The sequence below is a fragment of the Parageobacillus sp. VR-IP genome (assembly GCF_013357975.1).
Classification (GTDB): Bacteria; Bacillota; Bacilli; order Bacillales; family Anoxybacillaceae; genus Saccharococcus; species Saccharococcus caldoxylosilyticus.
The window spans coordinates 251,037-273,407 of record NZ_JABVYQ010000002.1; the positions used below are offsets into that span (position 1 = coordinate 251,037).

A 22,371-nucleotide genomic window follows, 5' to 3' on the forward strand; every position below is an offset into this window, starting at 1 on the left:
CGGCTTTACACCCCATGTCCTACGATATGAAAGAGGCCATTTTACGAATTTATTTCTCCCCGTTTCCTTCGCCCGATATAAGGCTTGATCGGCTTTCTCCAGAAAACCGCTTATCGATCGTATCCCAAGAGTTATGGTATCCTTATCACAAAGGTAAAAATCAAGGCAGCTAAAATAAATCCAAAGCCCAATCGAAAGGAGCAACCAAAGCATGGACGAGAACAAAGAATTCTGCCCATACTGCGGCGCTGATTTGCAGGGAGATCCGATTCCAAAAGAATGACAGCGTCATTACGGCAATGCTACCCATTTTAGCAGAAAAATTGGCATATCAAGTCTAGAGAAAGATCGAGTAATGAAATGGCAATGTCCTGACTGTGGGAAGGAATGGGAGCGGGAGAAATAAACAGAAGGACGGAGCGGTTTGTGGTGTGGCATAAGCATAGCAGCATATAAGAGAATAAAAATTCCCTCTGCAGGACTTTGGACATTTTCAGAGTAGTGGTGACAAGCACCGAACTAACTAGAGTCTAGCTAGGAAATAGAGGTTAAAAGTGGACAAGCTAAAATTGTTGACTCTTGACTGGTCCGTATTTTGACAAACAAAATAAGACAGAAACGAGAAGAGGTGTTAATTAAGATTCTAGGTTACTACTAGGTCGTCCATTTTAAGAGAAAGCCAAGGTTGCTTCGTCTTTTTTCATTTTAGATTGAAGAAAGAAAAGCCCCGCAGAGATTTCTCTCCACAGAGCTTTTCTATATTATTCAAACTTTAGTTGTGCAATTAAGGTAATAAGAATTCAACGTCAGCAGATGCAGTGTTGCCAACTACATCTTCAACTTTATTAGCAGTTACAACAAGTTTATCACCTGAAGCAACGACAGGAGAACCTTTAAGTGTAATGACAAAAGTTGTTGCATAACCGTTGCTGTCAGCATCTGCAGCTGCGATAGTAGAAGCATCTAAAGTTGCACCTGTACCACCTTGAATTAAGATATTTTGAGGTGCACCATTAGTACCAACAAGGTTAGCCACTTTTACTTTTTCACTGAATTTGATTGTAATTGTATCATTAGCTGCGTAAGTTCCAGTTGTAGCTTGTTTTACAGAAACTGCACCTGTCGCAGCAGCTGTTGGAAGTACACCATCAGCAACTGTGAATGTTACAAAGTCTGTTTGTCCGTTAGCTTGAGCAATCAAACGGAAAGCAGCATTGTTTACAGTGAATACTGTATCAGCTGAGCCACTTGGATTATCTTCGATTGTAATAACACCAGTATCTGGGTCCACATCTACAGTATCATTAGCTATTCCATCTACACCTTTTACATTAGCTAAGCTAAATCTTACTGTATCAGCAGCTGCCGCATAACCACCAAATTGGTCTTTAGCCCATACATATACAGTTTTATTACCAGCATCTGCATAATCTGCAGCATTAGCAAGTTCAAATGCAGTTACATCAGTAGCTTTATCAGCCTCTGGATCATTATAAGGTTTATCCTTGAAAGCGATAGATTGAACTTTTGCATCATCTTTAGATACTGTGAATGATTGAGTTACAACTTTTACAGTATCGTCAGCGTTAATTGTAAAGCTGATAGTACCTGTTAAGTCTGTAGTTGTTCCATCGGCTTTTTTAAAGTCATCAGCAGCAAAATCAGTTTGAGTATATAAGTAGTATTTACCATCGTATTCAAAGATACCAATTTTATCACTCACATCATTACCTTGTGCATCTTTCAAAGTAATTGATGGAGTACCTACTACTGCAGAAGTAGGAACAAGTGTTACATTACCACTTGCATCTGTTGCGTTAATCGCAACTTCTTCTGCATAGCCACTATCAACTGCAGCTTTTTTCTCAGTATCATCTGATGGAGTTGTTACCACAGCTTTTTTATAAATTGGAGCAATAGCTGGAATGCTGTAAGAAACTTTAGTAGAGTCATTAGCAATAACTTGAATTGTTAATGCTTTTTCAGCAACTACTACTCCATTTTTGTCTTTTAGTTGAGCTTTAATAGTAACTGTACCTGCTTTTAGTGCTTTTACAACTACAGATGGATCTGCTTCATCAGCAGATGGATTGCTTAGCGCAAGTACAGTATCATCACTTGTTGTGTAAGCTACAGTATAGTCACTAGTTCCATCAAATAGATTGCCATATTGATCATTTACATCAAATTTTAAAGTTTTTTGTGCACCAGCAAGTAAAGCCGTAGGAACATTGAAATCTTTTTCTACTACAATGCTAGTTGGAGTTGCTGCTTCGCCGATAGTAATATTTGCAGTAGCTTTTTGTCCTGTGCTGTTTACTGTTACAGTAACTGTTGCACTTGTTTTAGGAGCATTAGCTGGTATAGTTAATTCAATTTGACCTTGATGTTCTCCTGCTTCTGTTACTAATTTAGCATCAGAAACTACTGATTTATTACTTACAGCAATAGTGTAGTCTTCTGCTTTTAAGTCTTTAGCAGTAATAACTGTGCCATATTGGTCTTTTACAGTTGGAGTTAGATATACTTTTTTCTCAGCAGTAGGTTGGGCTACAGTTAAGTCTGTTTTGTCTAACTCTACTGAGTAAGGTTTGCCAGCATCTTCTTTAACTTCAATTGTTAATTGAGAAGTTTGACCTGTCGCAGTAGATAAAACAGTTAAAGTAACAGTGCCTGCCTTACCAAATTTCGCGATTTTAATTTTGTTATCATCAGTAATAGAAATATCACTTACATTTAATACTTCAGAATCAGAAGAGAAGAATTTAATTGCTCCATTTGCAACATCATTAGCAGTTAAATCATACTTTTCACCATAAATATCTTGAGCAGTGTATTTAATTTCTACATCTTTAGTTCCAGATGGAGTGAAGAATGTTTTACCAGTTGGTAATACTGCTTCAGTAAGAGTTACGCTACCTACAGTAGCTGGGTTAACAACAGTTAGAGTTTTAGTAACTGTAAGCCCTTTGTAGTATACAGTAACTTGAACTTCGTCTTTTACTTCAGCAGCTGATGCATTTAATTGGAATTTTCCGTTTACTGGTGTAACAGCACGAGCGCTATTTGTTTTGTTATAAGCAGTAATTGTTACATCGCTAGGAGAAACTGTTGCTTCTTCACCATATTGGTTAATGAATTTAACATTTAATGGTGCATTAGATGATTTTTGTAATTGAGTATTTACAATTTCAATTGATTTCACTACTTCTGCTTCTACTTTTACAGTATTAGTAGCATTTTCAAGACCTTCAATACCTGAAACCGTTACAGTGTATTCAGCAGGTGTGAAGTTACCAGCTGTTTTTTCAAGTACAGCTTCAGTTTTAGCTTCATTCCAAGTTACTTTTACATCTTCAGTAACTGTACCGCGCTTAACTTCAAATTTAGCTTTTGTAGTGTCAACTGCTTTGTTGAATGTTACTTTAATTTTATTAACGTTAATCGCACTTACTGAAACTACTTGTGGAGCTTCAGGTTCTACATCAACATTCGCCGCTCTATATACAAATACCGCAAAATCACCGCGAGTGATGTTTTGGTATGCACCGAAGCTTGTTTCTGTTTTACCTTTTGTTACTCCATTTTTATAAAGTGCTTTTACGAACGGTGCCCATGTATCGTTTACATCCGTGAATGGAAGTGTTACATCATCGCCTTTTAAGTTATAAGCGTTCGCGATGATTTTTGCCATTTCCACGCGAGTCAATTTGTCGTATGCACCGAATTTGCCAGGCGCTTTGCCGCTTAATACGCCAGCATCTACAAGCGCGTTGACGTATTTCGCACGGTCTTTTGGCACATCTGTGAACCCTGCGTCTTTTGCGTTGTCAACGTCCAGTTTTAATACTTTTGCAAGGATCACTGCTGCATCCAGACGAGTGATTTCATCGTAAACGCCGAATTTTGTGTCTGTTTTGCCGTTTGTTGCACCTGTAGAAACTAAGAAATCGATCGCATCTTTATATTGCGGTGCAACATCTGTGAAGCCTGCTGCAGCGGATACTACAGGAGCTACCGCAGATGCGACCATGGCAGCTGTTGCAGTTGTTGCAACAAACTTGCGATAGGACTTAGGTTGATAAGCCATGAATGATTTCCTCCCCGTTTTGTGTATATTTTTATGATGAATCGAAGGTATCATAAATACCATCGATCAGTTACCGAGATTAGGAGCTGCAAAAGCCTTTCTATGATTCATTTCATAGTAGAAAAGGCATAAATAATAAACATAAAAGCTCCAAAACTCCCAAACTCTATTACTATTCTACCAAAGACATAGGATTTTTCAACTGTTTTTTTACAAAATTCTCATCACATGCGTTTTTTATGTAACAAATGCTTTATTTGGTTAATAAACGTTAATTTCCCATAACAGGCATTATACATAAATAGAAAAATTATAAATTACTTTTCTTGAAAATAACAGATCCATGCGTGGTTAGGGCTATTTTCATGCCTGGCGGGGAGTAAAATTTACTCATGGATGTTTTTTGTAAAAAAAAAAAGCATGCAGCTTATTCCTGCATGCTTGCTGGTTTTTCTTTATTTTGATGCACAAAGGCGATGGCCAGTCCCGACACAAGCCAAAAGATCGTGTTCAACTGCGGGATGAAAATGAGATTGTTAGACAAGTTTTGCACCATGAACGTAGCGCTTCCGGCGATCAACCCGATGACAACGATCTTGCTTAACCGGTTGGCGGCGGAAAAATAAAGGCGGAGCAAGTACACGTAATAGATGACATAGATGGCCAAAAATGCGGCTAGCCCAATAAATCCTGTTTCCGCGCCGACCTTTAAATAGGAGTTGTGCACGGAATACTGATCATGCCCGATATACAGTTCTGGATATTTTGTAACATAGTCTTTGTATCTCACCAGATAATTTCCGATGCCAACACCAAGGATAGGGTTTTCTTTCATCATCACCCATCCCGTTTTCCATAGCGTGACGCGGGAGACAACAGCGCGGCTCGTCGTTGCTTCGTCCTGTACTTTTTCCTCGTCCCCCGGCTCTTCCGCAAAAAATCCGCCGTCTTTTCCTTGCGAAACGTCCCCGTTAGCAATATGGTCAGTAATATTCATTGGAAGGTGGCGGATGACAATCTTCTGCATCGCGTACAGCGCCGAATACGTACGGGACTGGACGTCCGGCATGAAGTAGACAACCGTAAGCAAGACGACGAAAGAGAGAAGTATATGCGGACGAACGGCGTTTTTGATGAAATCTTTCGGAATGAGCAAGACCATTAATACGAAACCGCCGATCATCGCCACCCAAGCCGCGCGCGTATAGGTGAGCACCAAATTAATTACGTAAATGCCATACAGCGCGAACATCAATAGCTGCGCTTTTTTATCTTTGAAATATACAACCGCTAGTAACACTAAAGTCGGAATGACAAAATTAAGAAAAGAGGCATAATAATTGGGATTCACCAGCGTTGAGTCTACGCGTCCCTTCGCTTCCTTTAGGGCATACAACCCGGCGGTATTCAAAGAAATGCCGAAAATGTATTGCACAATTCCGTAAACACCGATGATCAAGACGGATAGGCCAAACACTTTTGCAAAGTGGATATATTGTTCGCGCGTAAAGCGAACTTTCACGACAATCAGAAACAAGACAACGTACGAAAGATAGCGGGCAAGCTCCATTGCGGCTGGAGCAAGGCTGACCGCTTGCGTTAACGAAATAACCGCAATGATGAAATATAACAGAAACGCCGCTGCGATCGGCTTTATGTTGAAATCATTCAACGCGATTCTTTTCTGCGCATAATCTACGATAGCGGCGATTGTTAACAACGGAATCATCACGACTTCCGCTGACAGCGGCAAAGGGCCGATATACGTTTTATAAGAAACAAGCGGAACGAGAAACAGAGATAAAATCACAGCATAATAAGTAAACGGTTGTTGAAGACGCATCGCTTAAACTCCTTTTTACTCACTTCGATTTGCGAAAATCATTTTTGATGATGTTTCTCCAGCACATTTTGGTAAGTAGTGATTGTTTCTTTGTACAAGCGATGTAACGAAAAATGGGAAGAGGCATATTCGTACAACGTCTGCCCCATTTGTTTTAATTGTTGCTTTTTTTCGCGCGCTTCTTGGATTGCCCCAGCCAGCGCCGCGCTGTCGCCGACAGGAACGATCCATCCCATCTCCTTAGAGGCAATGAGCTGTCTAACTCCGCCAACATCGGTGGAAATGACGGGAATACGTTCGTTGGCCGCTTCGAGCAAGGCTAACGGAAAGCTTTCGCTGTAAGAAGCCATGAGCGCGACGTCAGAGAGGGAATAAATGGCGGCGATATCGCGACGAAACCCAAGAAATTTCACTTGATTTTCGATTTGCAGATTCGCCGCCTTTTCTTTCAGCTCCTCTTCCAGCGGACCGTCTCCGACGACTAGCAGCTTGATGTCACGATACGGCAGCGATTGGAGCGCTTCGAATACAAGCGCATGACCTTTAATGGGATGCAGTCTTGCGACCATAGCGATGACAAAGTCGTCTTCGTTCACGCCAACATGGGTTCGTTGCAGCAGATGGTCAGGAGATGTTTCGTTGAAGTCGATGCCGTTGTAAATCGTCTTGATCCGCTCTTTCGGAATGCCAAAGGCGACGAGATTGTCTTTAAACCGCTCGGACACGGCAAAGAAATAATCGACTTTTTTTAGCGCCCATAAATTTAAGCGGGTAAAAAGGAAGCCTTTTAATCCCGATTTCATAAAATCAAGGCGCGGGTCGCTATGAATCGTCGTCATCCACGGAATCCCGATTTTCCGCTTGATCAGCGCGCCATATAAATTGGCTCTCGGACCATGCGTATGCAACAAATCATAGCGCTCGTGCTGAATAAGCTCCACGAGCTTATGCAAGACAGACAAATCATAGCGGGACGATTGCGGAAGGAGGCGGACATCAATATGATGTTCCCGCGCTTCTTTCGCGAGCGGCCCTTCTTGAAACACCACGAGCGTTGCCGTCTCCTTCGGGAATTTGGATAACAGGGTGACGACGTGTTTGCGCGACCCTCCCGTTTCCCCGCCGCTAATGACGTGCAATACTTTCAACCGAATCTCCCCTTGCTGTTGGAATGAACGAGACACGACTTATTGGCCCAAACCGGTCATTCCATCGATGGTTTTTCCCATAATACTTTCCATAAAAACTTTGGCAATGCAAGCTGCCGTTTGAACCGTTTCGGGTCTGTCACAAGGCGGTAAAACCATTCTAACCCAAGATTGCGGAACAGTTTTGGCGCCCGTTTGACATGCCCCGCGAACACGTCGAAACTTCCGCCGACGCCTTGCAGCACTTTCACGTTCAAATCGTTCATATATGTTTTGATCCACAGCTCTTGCCGAGGGCTTCCGAGCGCCACAAATAAAATATCGGCATTCGACTCATTAATTTTTTGGATAAGCGAATCGTAATCATTGACGTAGCCGTTGGAGTAACCGACGATTTGCAATCCAGGATATTTTGCTTCGAGATTTTCCTTCGCTTTTTTGACGACTTCTTCTTTCGCGCCAAATAAGAACACGCGATACCCTTTTTTTGCGGAAAGCTCAATTAACCGCTCCATCATATCAATCCCCGTCACGCGCGAGGTGATGCGTCCGCCTTTCAGCTTTGATGCGAGCACGACCCCAATGCCGTCGGGAATTTGATACGTCGCCGAGTTAATGAGCTGTTTGACGTTTTCGTCTTTACTGGCGGCAATGAGCTTTTCCGGATTCACCGCAACAATGGTTGATTTTTCTCCTGCTGCCATTCTCTTTTCGATATCGGCAAGAATTTCGTCGTAATTTAGCGTGGAAACATACACGTCTAAATATTTTTCTTTCCCCATCACCGATCATACTCTCTTTGGCTGTTATTCTTGGATTGCTTTAACAGAATATAAATTTCCTATTTTATATACCGTTATGCTTTCATCGTTAAGATGCACGCAGTTTTTCGTATCGAAAATGACCTTTGTTTTCATCGCTGCAAAATCTTCCGCTTTCATGTTTTTAAATTCGTTATGGTCAGCGAGAACGACAACTAAGTGCGCGCCATGAACGGCTTCTTCCAACGTAGAAAGCGGAAAAGATACTTGCTCTTGTTTGACATGCGGATCGTACGCGCGCACTTCGAACCGGCTGTGCTGCTTTAATAATTCATAGATTTTAATCGCCGGGCTTTCCCGCACGTCATCCGTATTTCCTTTATACGTCAAGCCAAAAATCGCCACTTTTGGGGACGCAAGTTCGGCGGTCATGCGTTGAATTTGTTCCACGACAAAATACGGCATGGAATTATTAATGCGTCGAGCCGTTTGGATTAACGGTGATTCTTCTTTCGCTTTTTCGATAATAAAATAAGGGTCAACGGCCAAACAGTGGCCTCCGACGCCAGGGCCCGGCAAATGGATGTTGACACGAGGATGTTTGTTTGCCAGTTCAATGACTTTGTGCGCATTCACGCCAATCCGTTGCGAAATTTTAACCAGTTCATTGGCAAGTGCGATATTGACATCCCTAAACGTATTTTCCATTAACTTCGACATTTCGGCGGTGACGGCTTCTGTTTCGATCACTTCGCCTTTGACGATGGCGCGGTATACGTCAGCCGCTTTTTTCGCCGCTTCTTTCGTGACACCGCCGACAATTCTTGTATTTTCAACAAGTTCAATTAAAATACGACCTGGCAATACCCGTTCAGGACAATGCGCCAAATAAATGTCTTTTTCTGGATCTAACCCGTGTTCGCGAATAATCGGCGCGACGACATCATCCATCGTGCGAGGCGGAATCGTCGATTCCACAATAACGATATTTCCTTTTTCTAAATAAGGAACGATCGATTTCGTCGCGTCCACGACATAATCAATATTTGCTGTATAGTCTTCGTGAATCGGTGTTGGAACGGCGATAATAAACACATCTGCCTTTTCGGGAACAAGTGAAGCTCTGAACTTGCCTTCTTGCACTACTTTTTTGAAAAGTTCAGGCAACCCGTTTTCTTCAATATGTATTTCGCCTGTGTTCAATGTTTGTACGACTTTTTCGTTTACATCCACACCGACGACTTCAAAGCCAGCATTTGCGAAAATCGCTGATGTCGGCAGTCCAATATATCCTAGTCCAACTACACAAACTTTTTTCATCGCAAAAAAACCTCGCTTTGGTTTAGAAATTGGCAAATGTACTTGCCACGCTTCATTATGCTCACTGCAAGCCGTTTTTGTCAATCATGATATAGTATATCAAATTACGACATATTTTGCATCATTGAATATAGAATAGGCAAATGCTACAATTAAGGTTGATTTTTGTGGCAGAAATTATTTTTAAGAAAAAACGATATTGGATAGAGGGAGGAAACGTTTCTTTGAAAATCGTTATTTCAGGTTTTTACGGTCTTGGAAATACTGGAGATGAAGCGATTCTGGAAGCGATTATCGACAATCTTCGCGCAGAATTGGATCATCCGGAAATCACCGTATTTTCTCTTTCTCCAGAAAAAACGGCAAAAACGCATAACGTGAAAAGTGTTTACCGCGGATGGCGTCATGATAATAGAAAAAAAATCAAAGCATTACGCGAAGCGGATTTGCTCATTAGCGGAGGAGGAGGATTGCTGCAAGATACATATCCGACGAGATTTCTATTCGGACCTCTTCCTTATTATTTATTAATTGTCTTTCTTGCAAAGCTTTGTGGAACGAAAGTAATGTTTTTCTCGCAAGGCATCGGTCCTGTAAATACGACATGGGGAAAAATATTAATGAAAGTTTTCGCCAATATGGCGGACTTTATTACCGTACGTGACCAATATTCGAAAGAATTGCTGCATAAACTCGGAGTCACCAAACCAGAGACAGTTGTCACAGCGGATATCGTCTTTGCGTTTAAACATAAAGTGGATGATGCCTGCTTTGATAGCCTTCCGTTAAAAGGAGACGAAAAGCTCGTTGCTGTTTCCGTCCGGCCATGGTTTCACCATGAGGAATATTATTCACAGTTGGCGGAAGCGCTCGATCGCTTAATAGAGGAAGAAACTATTACCCCTGTTTTCGTGCCGATGGAAGGTCATCATGACGTGAGAGCCTCCAAACAAGTAATAGAAAAAATGAAGCGGAAAGGCGCATGTCATCTTCTTGGTCCGGACTTTACTCCAAACCAATATTTGCACTTTATTAGCCGCTGCCGGATGACAATCGGCATGCGACTGCATTCACTCATTTTCTCCGCACTTACTGGAGTCCCGCACATCGGCATCAGCTATGATAAAAAAGTGGAAAGTTTATTGAAACGCTCGGGAATGTGGGAATATTCTTTCCGCTTAGGAGAAATCGACGTGGAACGTTTGATTGCGAACGCCAAATACGTGCTCAGCCATCGCGACCAATTAAGCGAAATCGTGCAGAAAAACGCCGAATCCATGCGCAAAGATGCGATGGAAAACATTCGGTTGTTAAAGGAAAAATTTCTCGTACATTAATTCTCTTAAGGAGAAGATGAAAGATGAAAATATTATTAGCTACCGTCTTCGATTATCCTCACGCTGGAGGATTATCGACCCATGTCACCACATTAAAAGCCGGATTAGAAGCGAGAGGACATGAAGTCGATGTTCTCTCGTTTAGCGATATTAGCCCTGTAAGCCAAAATCTACTCGCAAAAGGGCCAAGCTTTATTTTGAACAAACTATCGAAAGGCAGCGGAATTATTTGGAGCCATCTCGTCCGGCAAAAAATGCTTTATCGCTTGATCGAACAGCATAAATCGAAAGGATACGACATCATTAACGCCCAAGAAGTATTCGCAACGCTTGCGGCGGTAGAAACGGGAATTCCAACCGTCACGACCGTGCATGGATATATGACATATGAAGCAATCAGCCGCGGCTCTGTTGTGGAAGGAAGCCGGCAAGCCCGTTATTTATTGCAAAAAGAAGTCGAAGCCTATACAAAAACAAGAAAAATTGTTACGGTCGACCAGCGCATCAAAAATTATGTTTTTGAGAAAGCAGGCGTAGAGGCGACAGCGATTCGCAACTTTATTGACATTAACAGTTTTAAGCCAGATAAAGAAAATCGTCTTGCTTACCGCCGCAAACACGGCTTTGCCGAAGATACGAACATTATTTTTGTTCCAAGGCGTCTGACGAAGAAAAACGGCGTCATTTATCCTGTGCTCGCGCTTCCGCAAGTGCTCGAAAAATATCCGAATACGATGCTCGTCTATGCCGGCATGGGCGAAGCCTTTCAAGAATTAAAATCACTGATTCACGAAAAAGGATTAGAAGAGAAAACAAAGTTGCTAGGAGCGATTCCGCATGAAGCGATTAAAGAATATTATGCGCTATCGGATATCGTTCTTGTGCCAAGCGTTCATTCAGCGGGCGTAGAGGAAGCGACGTCCATTTCCGCTCTCGAAGCGATGGGATCTGGCTCCCCGCTCATCGCTTCCGCCGTCGGCGGTCTAAAAGAAATTGTCCGCCATGAGCAAGATGGTCTTCTGGTAGAAGAGAAAAACGTCGATCAGCTTGCCCAAGCTATCATTTACTTGCTTGATCATCCGGAAATCGGACAAAGGCTTGCGAAAGAAGCAAGACGAAAAATTGAAGAGGAATATTCCCACTTGGCTGCAGCGAAAAAGTATGAAGAAATCTATGCAGCAGCGTTACAGCAATAAAAATGCGGCTGTCTCGTAGCCCTTTAGAGACAGCCTTTTTTCGATTTTTTTATAAGGAAGTGAGACAGATGTCATCATTAAAACGAACAGCGCTTTGGATTACGTTGCTTGCGTTGCTCGTCAAATTATCCGGTTTTCTTCGCGAGAGCATTATTGCCAAACAGTTTGGGGCAAATGAATACACAGACGGCTATTTATTGGCATTTTCGTTTATTACGCTCGTGTTGGCGATCATTTCCGGCGGATTTAATAACGTGTTTCTTCCTTTATATATACAGAAGAAAAAAAAGGATCCTGAAGCAGCGGAACAAAACGCCAACGGCATTATGAACGCAACAGTGTCAATTTTCCTTCTCGTTACGGTCATTGGGTATTTCTTCGTTCCTTCGTTCGTCCCGATTATTTTTGGCAATATGACGCCGACGACAGAAAAAGTCGCTGTCGAGATTACCCAAATCTTTTTCCTATTCATGAGCGCTATTGCCTTAAACGGAATTCTTGATTCCTATTTGCAAGGACGGCGCATTTTCGTACCATCGCAAATTTCGAAACTGCTTGCCACCTTAATGGGAGCGGTGTTTGCTCTTCTTTTTTCGGATGTGTGGGGAATATACAGCCTTGCTTACGGGTTTGTGTTTGGCATTATATTAGGCATTGTGCTGATGTTTTTCTACTTACAAAAAAGCGGCTATCGCTGGTCGCCGACATTTGCAGTGGATAAAGAATTTCGCCAAACGTTTCTCGTCTTGCTTGTACCGTCATTATTAAACGCGTTTGTTGGACAAATGAACATGTTTATCGATAAAATGTTTGCTTCTGGAACCATAGAAGGGGCAGTGACATATTTAAATAACGCATCATTGTTAGTCAGCATTCCCCATACCATTTACGGTACGACCATCGCCGCCATTTTGTTTACACTGTTATCCGAGCAGGTAGACGATCAACGTAAGTTTCAACAAACGTTCTTTACGGGAATGGAATTGTCTCTCATGACACTCATGCCGATTGCGGCAGGATTGCTGTTTGTAGGTGACACCGCCATTTCCTTTGTCTACGAACGAGGCAGATTTACAGCGGAAGACACCCATAACACGTACATCGCTTTGCTGTTTTATTTGCCTCTTATTGTTACGCAAGGGCTGCAATATATTGTTTCAAAATCGATGTACGCGAAGGGAAAAACGGCGATTGTCCTGCGAATTAGCGTCACGACCATCGTATTAAACACATTATTAGATTATTTATTGGTGAAACCGCTTGGCTACCCTGGACTAGCTTTATCTAGTTCGCTTGTTTCCTTCTATTATTTAACGGCGTGCACCATTTCCGTATATAAAGAGTTTGAACAGGGGGAAACAAAAAAACTATTTTGGTTGATTGCCCGCGTCAGTCTGCCAACTGCTATCATGGCCGTTTCATTATATGTGGTAAAATACTGGACACCCGTTGGACATTGGTACTCCCTTCTTCAACTTGCCGTTCTGGTGCCGATTGGAGTCGTGTTCTATATGGTTGGCACCTACTTCTTTTATCGCGATGGTTTTTACCGTCTTCTCCGTATGGTCAAAACCAAACAGAGGGTAGTATAACAAAAAAACGAGGCAAGCTGCTTGCTTGCCTCGTTTATTTTGCGATTAGCAGCGGTTCTAATAAGTCGCTGCGGATATATGCGTCCTCACCAGTAGGCAAATCGGTGTGGATTTTATACCAAACGTAGCCGTCTGGCTGTTTCGCTGTTTCCCCCAGCTTAATAACCGGAGTGTTATTCAACTTATATGTGTACAATGGAGACTCATTCGTATTCGGTTCACGACGAACTTTGACTCCTTCTGTTGTCGTTCCCATAATGGTATATTTACCCCAGTCCTTCCAGCCTAAAAATTTGTCAGCCTGATACATAAGTCCAGCAATTTTTTGCCCCCAATATGGGTCAGACGCGTAAAAAACGTTAAAACCAATCGTCTTATCACCAAGAACCGCTCCATTATACTTCCAGCTCTTTGGGTTGGCATATCCATTCGATATCATCGTCTGTGCCATATAGTTGATGCAATCTTCAAAGGAATTAAATGTCATAGCACTGTTGAGCGGATCGCTATCAACCGCCTGAATGCCGAATAAGTTTTTCTTCTCTTTCGCAATTTGGCTAGTTCCCCCATCGCTCTCAAGAATCGCATGCGCCAACAAATAAAGCGCATTGACGTTGTATGTTTTCTCTGCTTTTTTAAACGCCTCTCCTAACGTCTTCAGCGGACTGTCGGAGCGATTCGCGGCGGCAAACTTATTCAATTCTTCAGCTGTATAATTTGTTTTCGTACGAATTGGCAGGACGTTAAAGTATTGATATGCCGTGCCGACGAGCTTGCCTGCCTCGTTATAAAACGTTTCGCCGTCCCAACTGTAATACTTTTGCCCATCTTGCATAAACGACGGGGCTTTTCCGTACAGATAGGGTACTGCGTATTTGTTGCTTGTCGTTTTGTAAATGTAATGATACAATTCCCCTTTTTTCGCCATATAATACGACCGGCCTTGCAGCAACGCCGTTGGCACAAGCATCACTTCCGACTGTTTCACATACCCAATCGTATTGGCGATTTGCACTTTTACTTTTTCTTCGTCCGCGCCTAAATATTTCATTTCCGTATTTGGCGCAACATACGTAAGGGACTTGCTTAAAGTAGATTCATAGATTATTGTGGTTGATTTTCCAGGAGACGGTTGGGCAATGACGTTTCCGCTAGCCATTTTAACAATTTTGGTGCCTTGCATAATCACTTGCGAAGCCCAATTCGTAACGGCTGCTTCCGCCTGCGCAAACGTAGCGTAGCGCTTTGGCAGCGGCGTTAATTGCCCGTTTTGAATGGCAGCGACTTGATACGCCATTTCCGGCGCCTGCTCCGCCCACACTTCAAGCAAACGATAAAGAAAAGCAGCGGCGTGCGCTCTTGTCGCATACGCTTTCGGGTCAAAGCGGAACGTTTTTCCATCCGTGTTTGGAATTCCACGAATAATGCCATAATACACATTATGAGAGATTGCAATTTTTGAAGTCGAATAGAGCCCATTCACATCAGTAAAATGGTCGAGCAATGCCTGCTTTTTCTCTATTCCTAAATAATCTAGCGCGCGGTCAATCATTACCGCCATTTCTTCTCTTGTAATTTTATTGTACACGCCAAACGTGCCGTTCGAATATCCTTGAACGATTCCCGCCGCGCTCGCTTTGTAAATGCCATCGGCTAATTTTGAAGATGGCGACACGTCGGAAAAGTGTCCCGATCCTTCCCGAAGCTGTAACGCTCTGGCAACAAATGTAGCAAACTGGCCGCGAGTGACAGGGTCGTTAGGACGATAATGGCCATCAGGATATCCTTCAACGATTCCTTGGTTCACCATCGCACGCATTTCTTCTTCAAGCGCAATTCCTGTAATATCATCTGCGAACGAAACGGAAATATTAGTAAACAATAAACTAAAAACTAAAAAAAGACTGGCAAGTAACCTCAATGTTTCTACTCCTTCCTGCTATGTTTTAGTAGATTTCGATAAATATGTACTATGAAAGAAATTGATTCCTAATTCCTACATCATTCTATTTTATTCTATCAAATATGACAAAAATATGTAAGAATCGAAATTTAAATATTTCCTGTACGACCTATTTTTTCTGTTAAATCCATCATCATCATCTGGATTTTCTATCCTTTTGCATGATTGCTATGGTGTCATTCATAAGTGACAAATGGACAAAAAAAAACGGCACGAAGTGAACCCACATGAAGCTCCGTGCCGTTTTGCTTATTTTTGAGAGGCCTGAATCGCGCTGTAAACCGCCGATGCAAAGGCCATTCTTGTTGCATCCATGCCGCCGTGGAAGCTGGAGCTGTTAAATACCCCCGTACGATCGACCGCTTTGATCGCAATAATCGACGAATATGCCCAAAAGCTTGGATGTACATCATTATATTTAACCGCCGCTCCGGCAATGGCTGGACTTTGACTAAGTCGAAACGCGCGGTCGATAATGACAGCCATTTGCGTTCTTGTAATATTTTCATAAGGGCGGAACGTACCATCTTTATAGCCGAATATAATTCCCGCTTCTTTCATGGCGGCAATGTCTTTTGCGAAGGACATTCCTAACGAAACATCGGAAAACGATTTTGTCGAAGGGGCAGGTAGTTTTAAATAGCGATTTAATATCGCAGCTGCTTGTCCTCTTGTAACGGGAAGGTCCGGTTTGAAATAAGAACCTTCAAATCCATGGATGATTCCGGCTTTGCCTAGCTCACTGATCGCTTGATATGCCGGATGATCCGGACTGACATCATAAAATTGCCCAGGTGGAAGCGGCTCTTTAATGACGCGTCTACCGCCGGCAAACTTTGGCCCCCAATACGGGTTGTTTATGGATGCTCTGGAGACGCCCTGGCTCGTTGTTGCGCTGATGAATTCATCGTTTCCTATATATATGCCTGAATGAGAAATTCCGGACTTATATGTATTCTTAAAAAATACTAAATCACCAGGCAGCAAATCTTCCTTGTTTACGGCAACTCCCGTTTCATATTGTTCACTGGTTGTTCTCGGCAGCGCAATTCCGACTGCATCAAATACATATTGAACAAATCCGGAGCAATCAAATCCGCTTGGGGTAGTACCACCGAATCGATAAGGAGCGCCAAGCTGTTCTTTTGCCATTTTTACAACTTCATCGCGGGTGTTTTCCGCGTAAGCTCTCGGAAGGCCACTAATGAGGAATGTAAGCATCAGCAAAAAAGAAAGCGCTTTTTTCACCATCATCACCTGCCTATTCTCGACGATTTTTCTCAAACTTTAACAATTATAAAGAAATTTTAACAAATTTTAGCGAATTACTGTTTTACATATGTATTACAAATATATTACTCAAAATGAATTCTTTGAAAAAATGGAGGGATTTTCTTCAAAAATATGATAATATTACGAAAAAGTGATAATCTTTAAATTAAATTAGAAGGGAGAAATTTTTTTGAAGAAGAGAAACCAATCTAAAAAACTACTTACCTTAGGAATGGCTTTATCTTTAGCATTTGTGGGAATTCTCCCTTACACGAACGTCTCTGTCTCTGCCGCGGAAATAAAACAACAAGAAACCGCTAACCAACTGTTGAATCGATTTGGCCTTTATCATTCCACAAACGAAGTAAAAGCAAGCACGGTGCAAAAGGATAAGGAAAAACAGTTGTTTAGCGAAACTGTGCTGATTGTCAAGTATAAAAATGTACTTTCATCAACAGAACACCAAAAAGCTGGAACAAAACTTGTCAGACGAATTTCTTCTTTGCATTATGATGTCGTGCAAATAACGGGAAAGAAAAAGTTAGAAGATGTCGTTAGCGCCTATGCAAAAAATCCAAATGTCATTTCTGTATCACGCAGCGCATATTTTTCGAGAGCCGCTGTCGATGATGCAAAAAGCTACGACATGTATCATCTTACAACATTGCAAGTAAACAAAGCTCTTGCACTAGCCGGCAAGCATCCTGTCAAAGTAGCAGTCGTCGACACCGGAATCGACGTCCATCACCCTGAATTAAAGAATAAAATTATTTCAAACTATAATGTTATGAATCCTATGCAAAAAGGAGCCGTTGATGTTCACGGCACGCACGTTGCCGGAATCATCGCAGGAGAGAAAGGAAACGGGATCGGTGGATATGGCGTGTTCCCAAATGCGCAAATTATCTCGATCGACGTGTTTAACCGTTCCTTTTTCAGTTCCGATTACATTGTGGCAGAAGGAATTTTAGAAGCGATTCGCCAAAAGGCACAAGTGATCAATTTAAGCTTAGGTTCCCCTGTCCCTTCTCCTATTGTCGAAGAAGCGATTAAAAAGGCCGTTGCCGCAAACATTACCGTTGTCGCCGCAGCTGGCAACTCCGGGATCAATACATATGAATACCCAGCTGCTTTTGAAGGTGTAATCGGAGTGGGAGCAACCAATGCAAAGAATGAACTCGCTGATTTCTCTACTTATGGCCCTGCTGTCGATGTCGTCGCCCCTGGGGAAGATATTTACAGTTCCATTTACGATATCGACAAAAAATCAACGTTTGCAAAACTAAGCGGAACGTCCATGGCAACGCCAATGGTGACGGCAACAGTAGCGATGCTGCTGTCGAAAAATCCAAAGCTGACACCATATGAAATTAATTATATTTTAAATAAGACGGCGAAAGATTTGGGGGAAAAAGGATACGACCTCAAATACGGTTATGGCTTAGTCAATCCGGTTGCGGCGCTGCAGTTTAATCCCAAAAACATCCCAGCCAATCCGAATATTGCGGAAAAAGATTTGTTAAAGAAGGCAAAAAACATCAACGTAACGTCCTATTCTGTACAAACTGGCACCATTAAGAAGTTGAATCAAACGGACTGGTATCAATTGAAAGTTCAAAAAGGAGATTACATTCAAACAAAATTGAAAGGATCCGCCGACTACGACTATAAATTGGACATCTTATTCTTCCCTGCCGGCAAAACAGCACCGTCTACAAAAGTGCCAGTGAATGATACATTGCAAGGTAAAGAAGAAGGCTACTTATTTGAAGCCCCGCAAGATGGAACGCTGGTGATCGGTGTAAAAGACGCGCTCGGCAACTATAACGAAAGCGGGAAATCGCGCTATACCCTTTCCATTGACCGAACAAAGAACAAACTCGACGATGGCAACAATGCAAAAAATCCTTTCGTTATTCAATCATTGCCATATCATTCGCAACGCGAACATGGACCACTTTTCTTTACAAACGAGCTGACAGACCCGGAAGCCCCAACAGATGAAAGTATAAAAACGGAAGAGCCTGCGAAAGAAGAAGCTCCGAAAGATACAGAACAGGAAGAAGAAACAAAACCGCTGCCGGGAGACAGCGATTACTTCCGTTTTACAGTACCAGAATCGGAGGATGGAACGGAGCAAACGGTTCATGTTTCGCTAACAGGAGTGCCTGGAATTGATTCCACCATCAACTTATATGCCATCGAAAAGCTGGAAGAAGAACCAAGCTCTGACGGAGAAACGGAGCAAACGCCTGAAGAACAACCCGAAGAACAGCCTGAAGAACAACCTGGTGAACAGCCGGCGGAAAATCAATTTATGATTGATTCCGTCAACATGAAAGGGTACGGCGAAGGGGAGGAACTCACATTTAATGCGGTGCCGGGCATGGAATATATGATTGAGGTTACGAATAAACCAACCCTTGATCCATTGGTGACGTCCCTTTTTGGAGAGCCGGAAATGGATTTAACAAGAAACTTCTCTTCTCACTTGCCTTACCAGTTAACGATTGATGCAACCACTTTGCCAGCAGATGAGGATGGTTTGCCAATGGAAGAGGAAATGCCGGAAGAAGAGCTAACGAAAGGAAACATCGAAGCATATTTAGCGAAAAAAGAAGCATTAAAAGAGAAACGAAGCGCAGTTATCTCGGATCCAGGGATGTTCTCTAGCGAGGACGATGGGATCGAAAACGTTCTTAACGCGGCACAACCTTATGATTTAAGCCAAACGGTAAACGGATATTTTCAATACAGCGGAGATGAAGATTGGTTCGCCTTTACGCCTAAGCAAAACGGAATTTACGAGTTCCGCTTTGCCGCAGATGAAAACCATGAGGTTCCAAGCATGAGCATATTCGTTTATAACGAAAAACAAAAAGAATTCTCCCATCTCGGTTCTAACCTTTCTGATTACGGCTTTGAACCAAAAGATCGCTATCAAATCGGTCTAAAAGGCGGGAAAACTTACTATATTCAACTATCGGAAAAAATGTATCGTCCATCCGTGAAAGCCTATACGTTTACGTCGACGCTGCTGGCAAGCAATACAGCAGATAAATTCGAGAATAACGATGACTTTGAAAAAGCAACAAACATCAGACTAAAAGCAATTACAGGAAACTTTGCTTCCGCCCAAGATATAGATATTTACTACTTCAAACCAGACCAAAACGGGCTTTACGGATTTGCGGTGACTCCGCTAAGCGTTCCTGCGAAATACGCCAAACTGCCAAAAAAACTGTTAACGCCGATTGACCCGGTAGTGATTGTCATCGAAGATACGAATGGCAACAAAAAATTAGACAAGGAAGAGGAAGGAAAAGAATGGATAACCGACCGCGGCCTTTCCAATGAAGCAGAGCGTGGTGCCTTTAAAGCGGCGAAACCGAAAGGATACTTTATCGTTACTCTGAATTATTTCGGAGATACTTCGCTAATGCCATACCAATTTACATTGGCAAAAGCTTCCTTGCAAGATGAAGACAAAAATTCGACGGTGAAAAATAACATTCCATCAAAACCGCTTCCATTGAAAAAACCGAATAAAAACACATTCTATAATACCGGTTATATGAATGTTACCAACAATAACGGCGATGTTGATTACTATGTGTTTACGGCGAATGAAGAACGAGCATATAAATTTAAGCTCGAACTGCCTTCCGACCTTGATGGGGTGATCAGCGTTTATGATGCAAAAGGCAAACAAGTTGGAAAAGCAGATTACTATATCAGCGGGGACGCCGAATATTTGAAATTAAAATTAAAGAAAGGAAAATACTTTATCAAAGTGGAAGATGCATTTGGCAATGCAAGCATTAACCCATATAAACTCATTGTGCGAAAAGAATAACAAAGCCAAGAAGGCTGCCGTCCATTAGGGAGGCAGCCTTCTATTTGAATATGTCATTTTCAGCGCGGGCGATGAAAACGAAAAGCTCTAGCCGCTTCACAAGCTGATAAGGTCTAAACGTACCATCGGGATACCCTTTTGTAATGTTTGCTGCAGCCATTTTATAAATTTCCGCATGCCCCGTCACCTTGTTGGTAACGTCTTTAAACGTAATGGAAGAAGCGCTAGGGAGTTGGTACGCCTTCGCTAACAGCATTGCTGTTTCCGCGCGGGTGATAGGCTGTTGCGGACGAAACGTACCATCTGGAAACCCATTTACCAACCCTCGCTCATATGCAGATTGAATATATCCAGACGCGGAATTAGCAGAGCCCACATCTTTAAAAACGGTAGACCGTTTTGTCGAATCCAAATGCAACATCCGTCCTAACATCGTTACCGCTTCGGCACGCGTTACAAAATCATTAGGCTTGATCGTACCGTTATTATATCCAGTAACAATTCCCTTGCTGAATAAATAAACAATGTGAGGCGTGTACCAAATATTGTTTGTCAAATCTTTGTAATCTGGTTCTGAAAGGGTTACGGTGATCGGATTAGACAATGCTGATTCTGTTCCATCGCTATATACAGAAGAAAACTGATAGTGGTAAGTTCCTTTGAGCACGTAGTCTGTAAATGACGAACTAGACTGCAGCTTTTTTATTTGCTTTCCATCGCGATACACATTATATCCTTGAATACTGTCAGCAAGCGGCGTAACAGAAAAGTTTACTACTCCCGCTGCATTGGATTGCAGCTTCACTTTCAGCTGCGGCGGTTTATTTTGCTCTGCCTGTGCTAATCCATAGCCGTACCAATCATCTTTTCCAGGCTTGCCTAAATCCATCGCATTTGCCCTTAACATTTGGCGAAGTTCGACATTGGTTTTATTCGGATACTGCTGCTTATATAAGGCTAATATACCGCTGACAAATGGAGCTGCCATGGACGTCCCCGCCATCCATGTATATCCATCCGGATTGCCGTCCAAATCATAGGCAACAGGAACGGTGCTGTAAATGTTTTCTCCAGGCGCTGCAACTTCGACTGCTGGGCCTGTTGCAGAATAAGCAACGCGAACGTTTTGGTTGTTGATGGCCGCAACGGCGATCGCACTGTCATATTTCGCAGGATATTCGACGGTATCTCCTGTTCCTTTTTCGTTGCCGTTGTTTCCAGCCGCCGCGACCACCAAAATTCCTTTCTGATATGCTTTATCAATGGCTTCTTTTAGCACAGGGGAACTTTCTGAAGCAGCAAAACTCAAGTTAATAATATCCATATGGTTTTGTATCGCCCATTCAATCCCTGCTAAAACAGTCGATATCGTTCCTTCGCCGAAGCGGTCCAATACTTTCACCGCATAGATGCTTGCCTCCGGAGCTACTCCAAGCACCCCAATATGATTATTTTTCGCCGCGATAATACCTGCCACATGGGTGCCGTGTCCGTTATCATCATTATAAGCATTAGGGCAATAGGATAACATGCACGCACCGCCCGATACATGTAAATCGGGATGATTCGTATCAATTCCTGTATCTAAAACGGCGATCTTCACGCCTTTACCCGTAACGCCACGGACGTGCATGCCGGTTGCTTTTGTTTTCGTTATGCCCCAGTCTACCACCTGTCCGTCAATCGTAATGGTTTCATCCTGCTGAATGTATTCTACTCCCGGTAATTGCCCTAAAAGATCCATAGAAGCCAACGGCACATTGGCAGATAAAGCTGGAAGCACGTCAAACCGCTGATACACTTTTCCTTGCAGCTGTTCCACTGCTTTTTCGTCAACATGCTTTTTAAAAAGAATAATCACATTGATCCGCTTTGTTTCAGATGCAAAAGTGGAAGCAGCGGGCAGAAAACTCATCATCACGAGAACAGCACTAAAAAAAACGAGACGCCATTTTTTCATATGAAATAACCTCTCATGCAAGAAAATCTGCTA

The 22,371-nt window shown here is 42.5% G+C and carries 12 protein-coding genes; 4 read left to right on the top strand and 8 right to left on the bottom strand.

What is annotated here, in order from left to right; translation table 11 throughout:
• Positions 1–784 precede the first annotated feature (784 nt).
• From HT574_RS06780 to HT574_RS06800, 5 genes are all read right to left on the bottom strand, one after another.
• A complete protein-coding gene (locus tag HT574_RS06780; RefSeq protein WP_175243978.1) occupies positions 785–4,090 on the bottom strand; it encodes an S-layer homology domain-containing protein in 3,306 nt (1,101 codons plus the stop codon).
• A 427-nt stretch (positions 4,091–4,517) separates the two neighbouring features.
• Positions 4,518–5,933 carry an O-antigen ligase family protein gene (locus HT574_RS06785; protein ID WP_175243979.1) on the bottom strand — a complete coding sequence of 472 codons (1,416 nt, stop codon included), beginning with the start codon at positions 5,931–5,933 and terminating at the stop codon, positions 4,518–4,520.
• 38 nt (positions 5,934–5,971) lie between these two features.
• Positions 5,972–7,081, bottom strand: coding sequence for a glycosyltransferase family 4 protein (locus HT574_RS06790; RefSeq protein ID WP_175243980.1), 1,110 nt, complete (start codon positions 7,079–7,081; stop codon positions 5,972–5,974).
• 56 nt (positions 7,082–7,137) lie between these two features.
• Positions 7,138–7,863: a WecB/TagA/CpsF family glycosyltransferase gene (locus tag HT574_RS06795; protein ID WP_175244201.1), complete on the bottom strand. Its 726-nt coding sequence runs from the start codon at positions 7,861–7,863 to the stop codon at positions 7,138–7,140.
• Between the two features lie 24 nt (positions 7,864–7,887).
• Complete coding sequence (locus HT574_RS06800) at positions 7,888–9,162, bottom strand: nucleotide sugar dehydrogenase (RefSeq protein WP_175243981.1); 1,275 nt, start codon at positions 9,160–9,162, stop codon at positions 7,888–7,890.
• Between the two features lie 224 nt (positions 9,163–9,386).
• Between HT574_RS06800 and csaB the strand changes: the two genes are divergently transcribed.
• The 3 genes from csaB (at position 9,387) to murJ (ending at position 13,287) form a co-directional block, all read left to right on the top strand.
• The gene (gene csaB / locus HT574_RS06805; protein ID WP_175244202.1) at positions 9,387–10,499 is read left to right on the top strand and encodes a polysaccharide pyruvyl transferase CsaB; all 1,113 of its coding nucleotides are present in this window, start codon (positions 9,387–9,389) and stop codon (positions 10,497–10,499) included.
• 23 nt (positions 10,500–10,522) lie between these two features.
• Positions 10,523–11,695, top strand: a complete 1,173-nt coding sequence (locus tag HT574_RS06810; RefSeq protein WP_175243982.1) for a glycosyltransferase family 4 protein — start codon at positions 10,523–10,525, stop codon at positions 11,693–11,695.
• Positions 11,696–11,763: 68 nt separating this feature from the next.
• On the top strand, positions 11,764–13,287 hold the full coding sequence (murJ, locus tag HT574_RS06815) for a murein biosynthesis integral membrane protein MurJ (protein ID WP_175243983.1): 1,524 nt from the start codon (positions 11,764–11,766) through the stop codon (positions 13,285–13,287).
• 34 nt (positions 13,288–13,321) lie between these two features.
• Here murJ and HT574_RS06820 read toward each other — a convergent pair whose 3' ends face one another.
• Both HT574_RS06820 and HT574_RS06825 read right to left on the bottom strand, forming a co-directional pair.
• Entirely contained in the window at positions 13,322–15,208 is a 1,887-nt protein-coding gene (locus tag HT574_RS06820; RefSeq protein WP_175243984.1) for an S-layer homology domain-containing protein, read from the bottom strand.
• Between the two features lie 291 nt (positions 15,209–15,499).
• Positions 15,500–16,504, bottom strand: a complete 1,005-nt coding sequence (locus HT574_RS06825) for a C40 family peptidase (protein ID WP_175244203.1) — start codon at positions 16,502–16,504, stop codon at positions 15,500–15,502.
• 208 nt (positions 16,505–16,712) lie between these two features.
• Here HT574_RS06825 and HT574_RS06830 point away from each other — a divergent pair, with 208 nt between their 5' ends.
• Entirely contained in the window at positions 16,713–20,378 is a 3,666-nt protein-coding gene (locus tag HT574_RS06830) for a S8 family peptidase (RefSeq protein ID WP_175243985.1), read from the top strand.
• A 40-nt stretch (positions 20,379–20,418) separates the two neighbouring features.
• Here the strand turns inward: HT574_RS06830 and HT574_RS06835 are convergent, their stop codons facing one another.
• A complete protein-coding gene (locus HT574_RS06835; protein ID WP_175243986.1) occupies positions 20,419–22,338 on the bottom strand; it encodes a S8 family peptidase in 1,920 nt (639 codons plus the stop codon).
• Positions 22,339–22,371 lie beyond the last annotated feature (33 nt).

Excerpts from the sequence above, each read along its gene's own strand:
- HT574_RS06825 (WP_175244203.1), bottom strand. The coding sequence starts at position 16,504 with ATGATGGTGAAAAAAGCGCTTTCTTTTTTGCTGATGCTTACATTCCTC.
- murJ (WP_175243983.1), top strand. The coding sequence starts at position 11,764 with ATGTCATCATTAAAACGAACAGCGCTTTGGATTACGTTGCTTGCGTTG.
- HT574_RS06785 (WP_175243979.1), bottom strand. The coding sequence starts at position 5,933 with ATGCGTCTTCAACAACCGTTTACTTATTATGCTGTGATTTTATCTCTG.
- HT574_RS06795 (WP_175244201.1), bottom strand. The coding sequence starts at position 7,863 with ATGGGGAAAGAAAAATATTTAGACGTGTATGTTTCCACGCTAAATTAC.
- HT574_RS06780 (WP_175243978.1), bottom strand. The coding sequence starts at position 4,090 with ATGGCTTATCAACCTAAGTCCTATCGCAAGTTTGTTGCAACAACTGCA.
- HT574_RS06835 (WP_175243986.1), bottom strand. The coding sequence starts at position 22,338 with ATGAAAAAATGGCGTCTCGTTTTTTTTAGTGCTGTTCTCGTGATGATG.
- HT574_RS06800 (WP_175243981.1), bottom strand. The coding sequence starts at position 9,162 with ATGAAAAAAGTTTGTGTAGTTGGACTAGGATATATTGGACTGCCGACA.
- HT574_RS06810 (WP_175243982.1), top strand. The coding sequence starts at position 10,523 with ATGAAAATATTATTAGCTACCGTCTTCGATTATCCTCACGCTGGAGGA.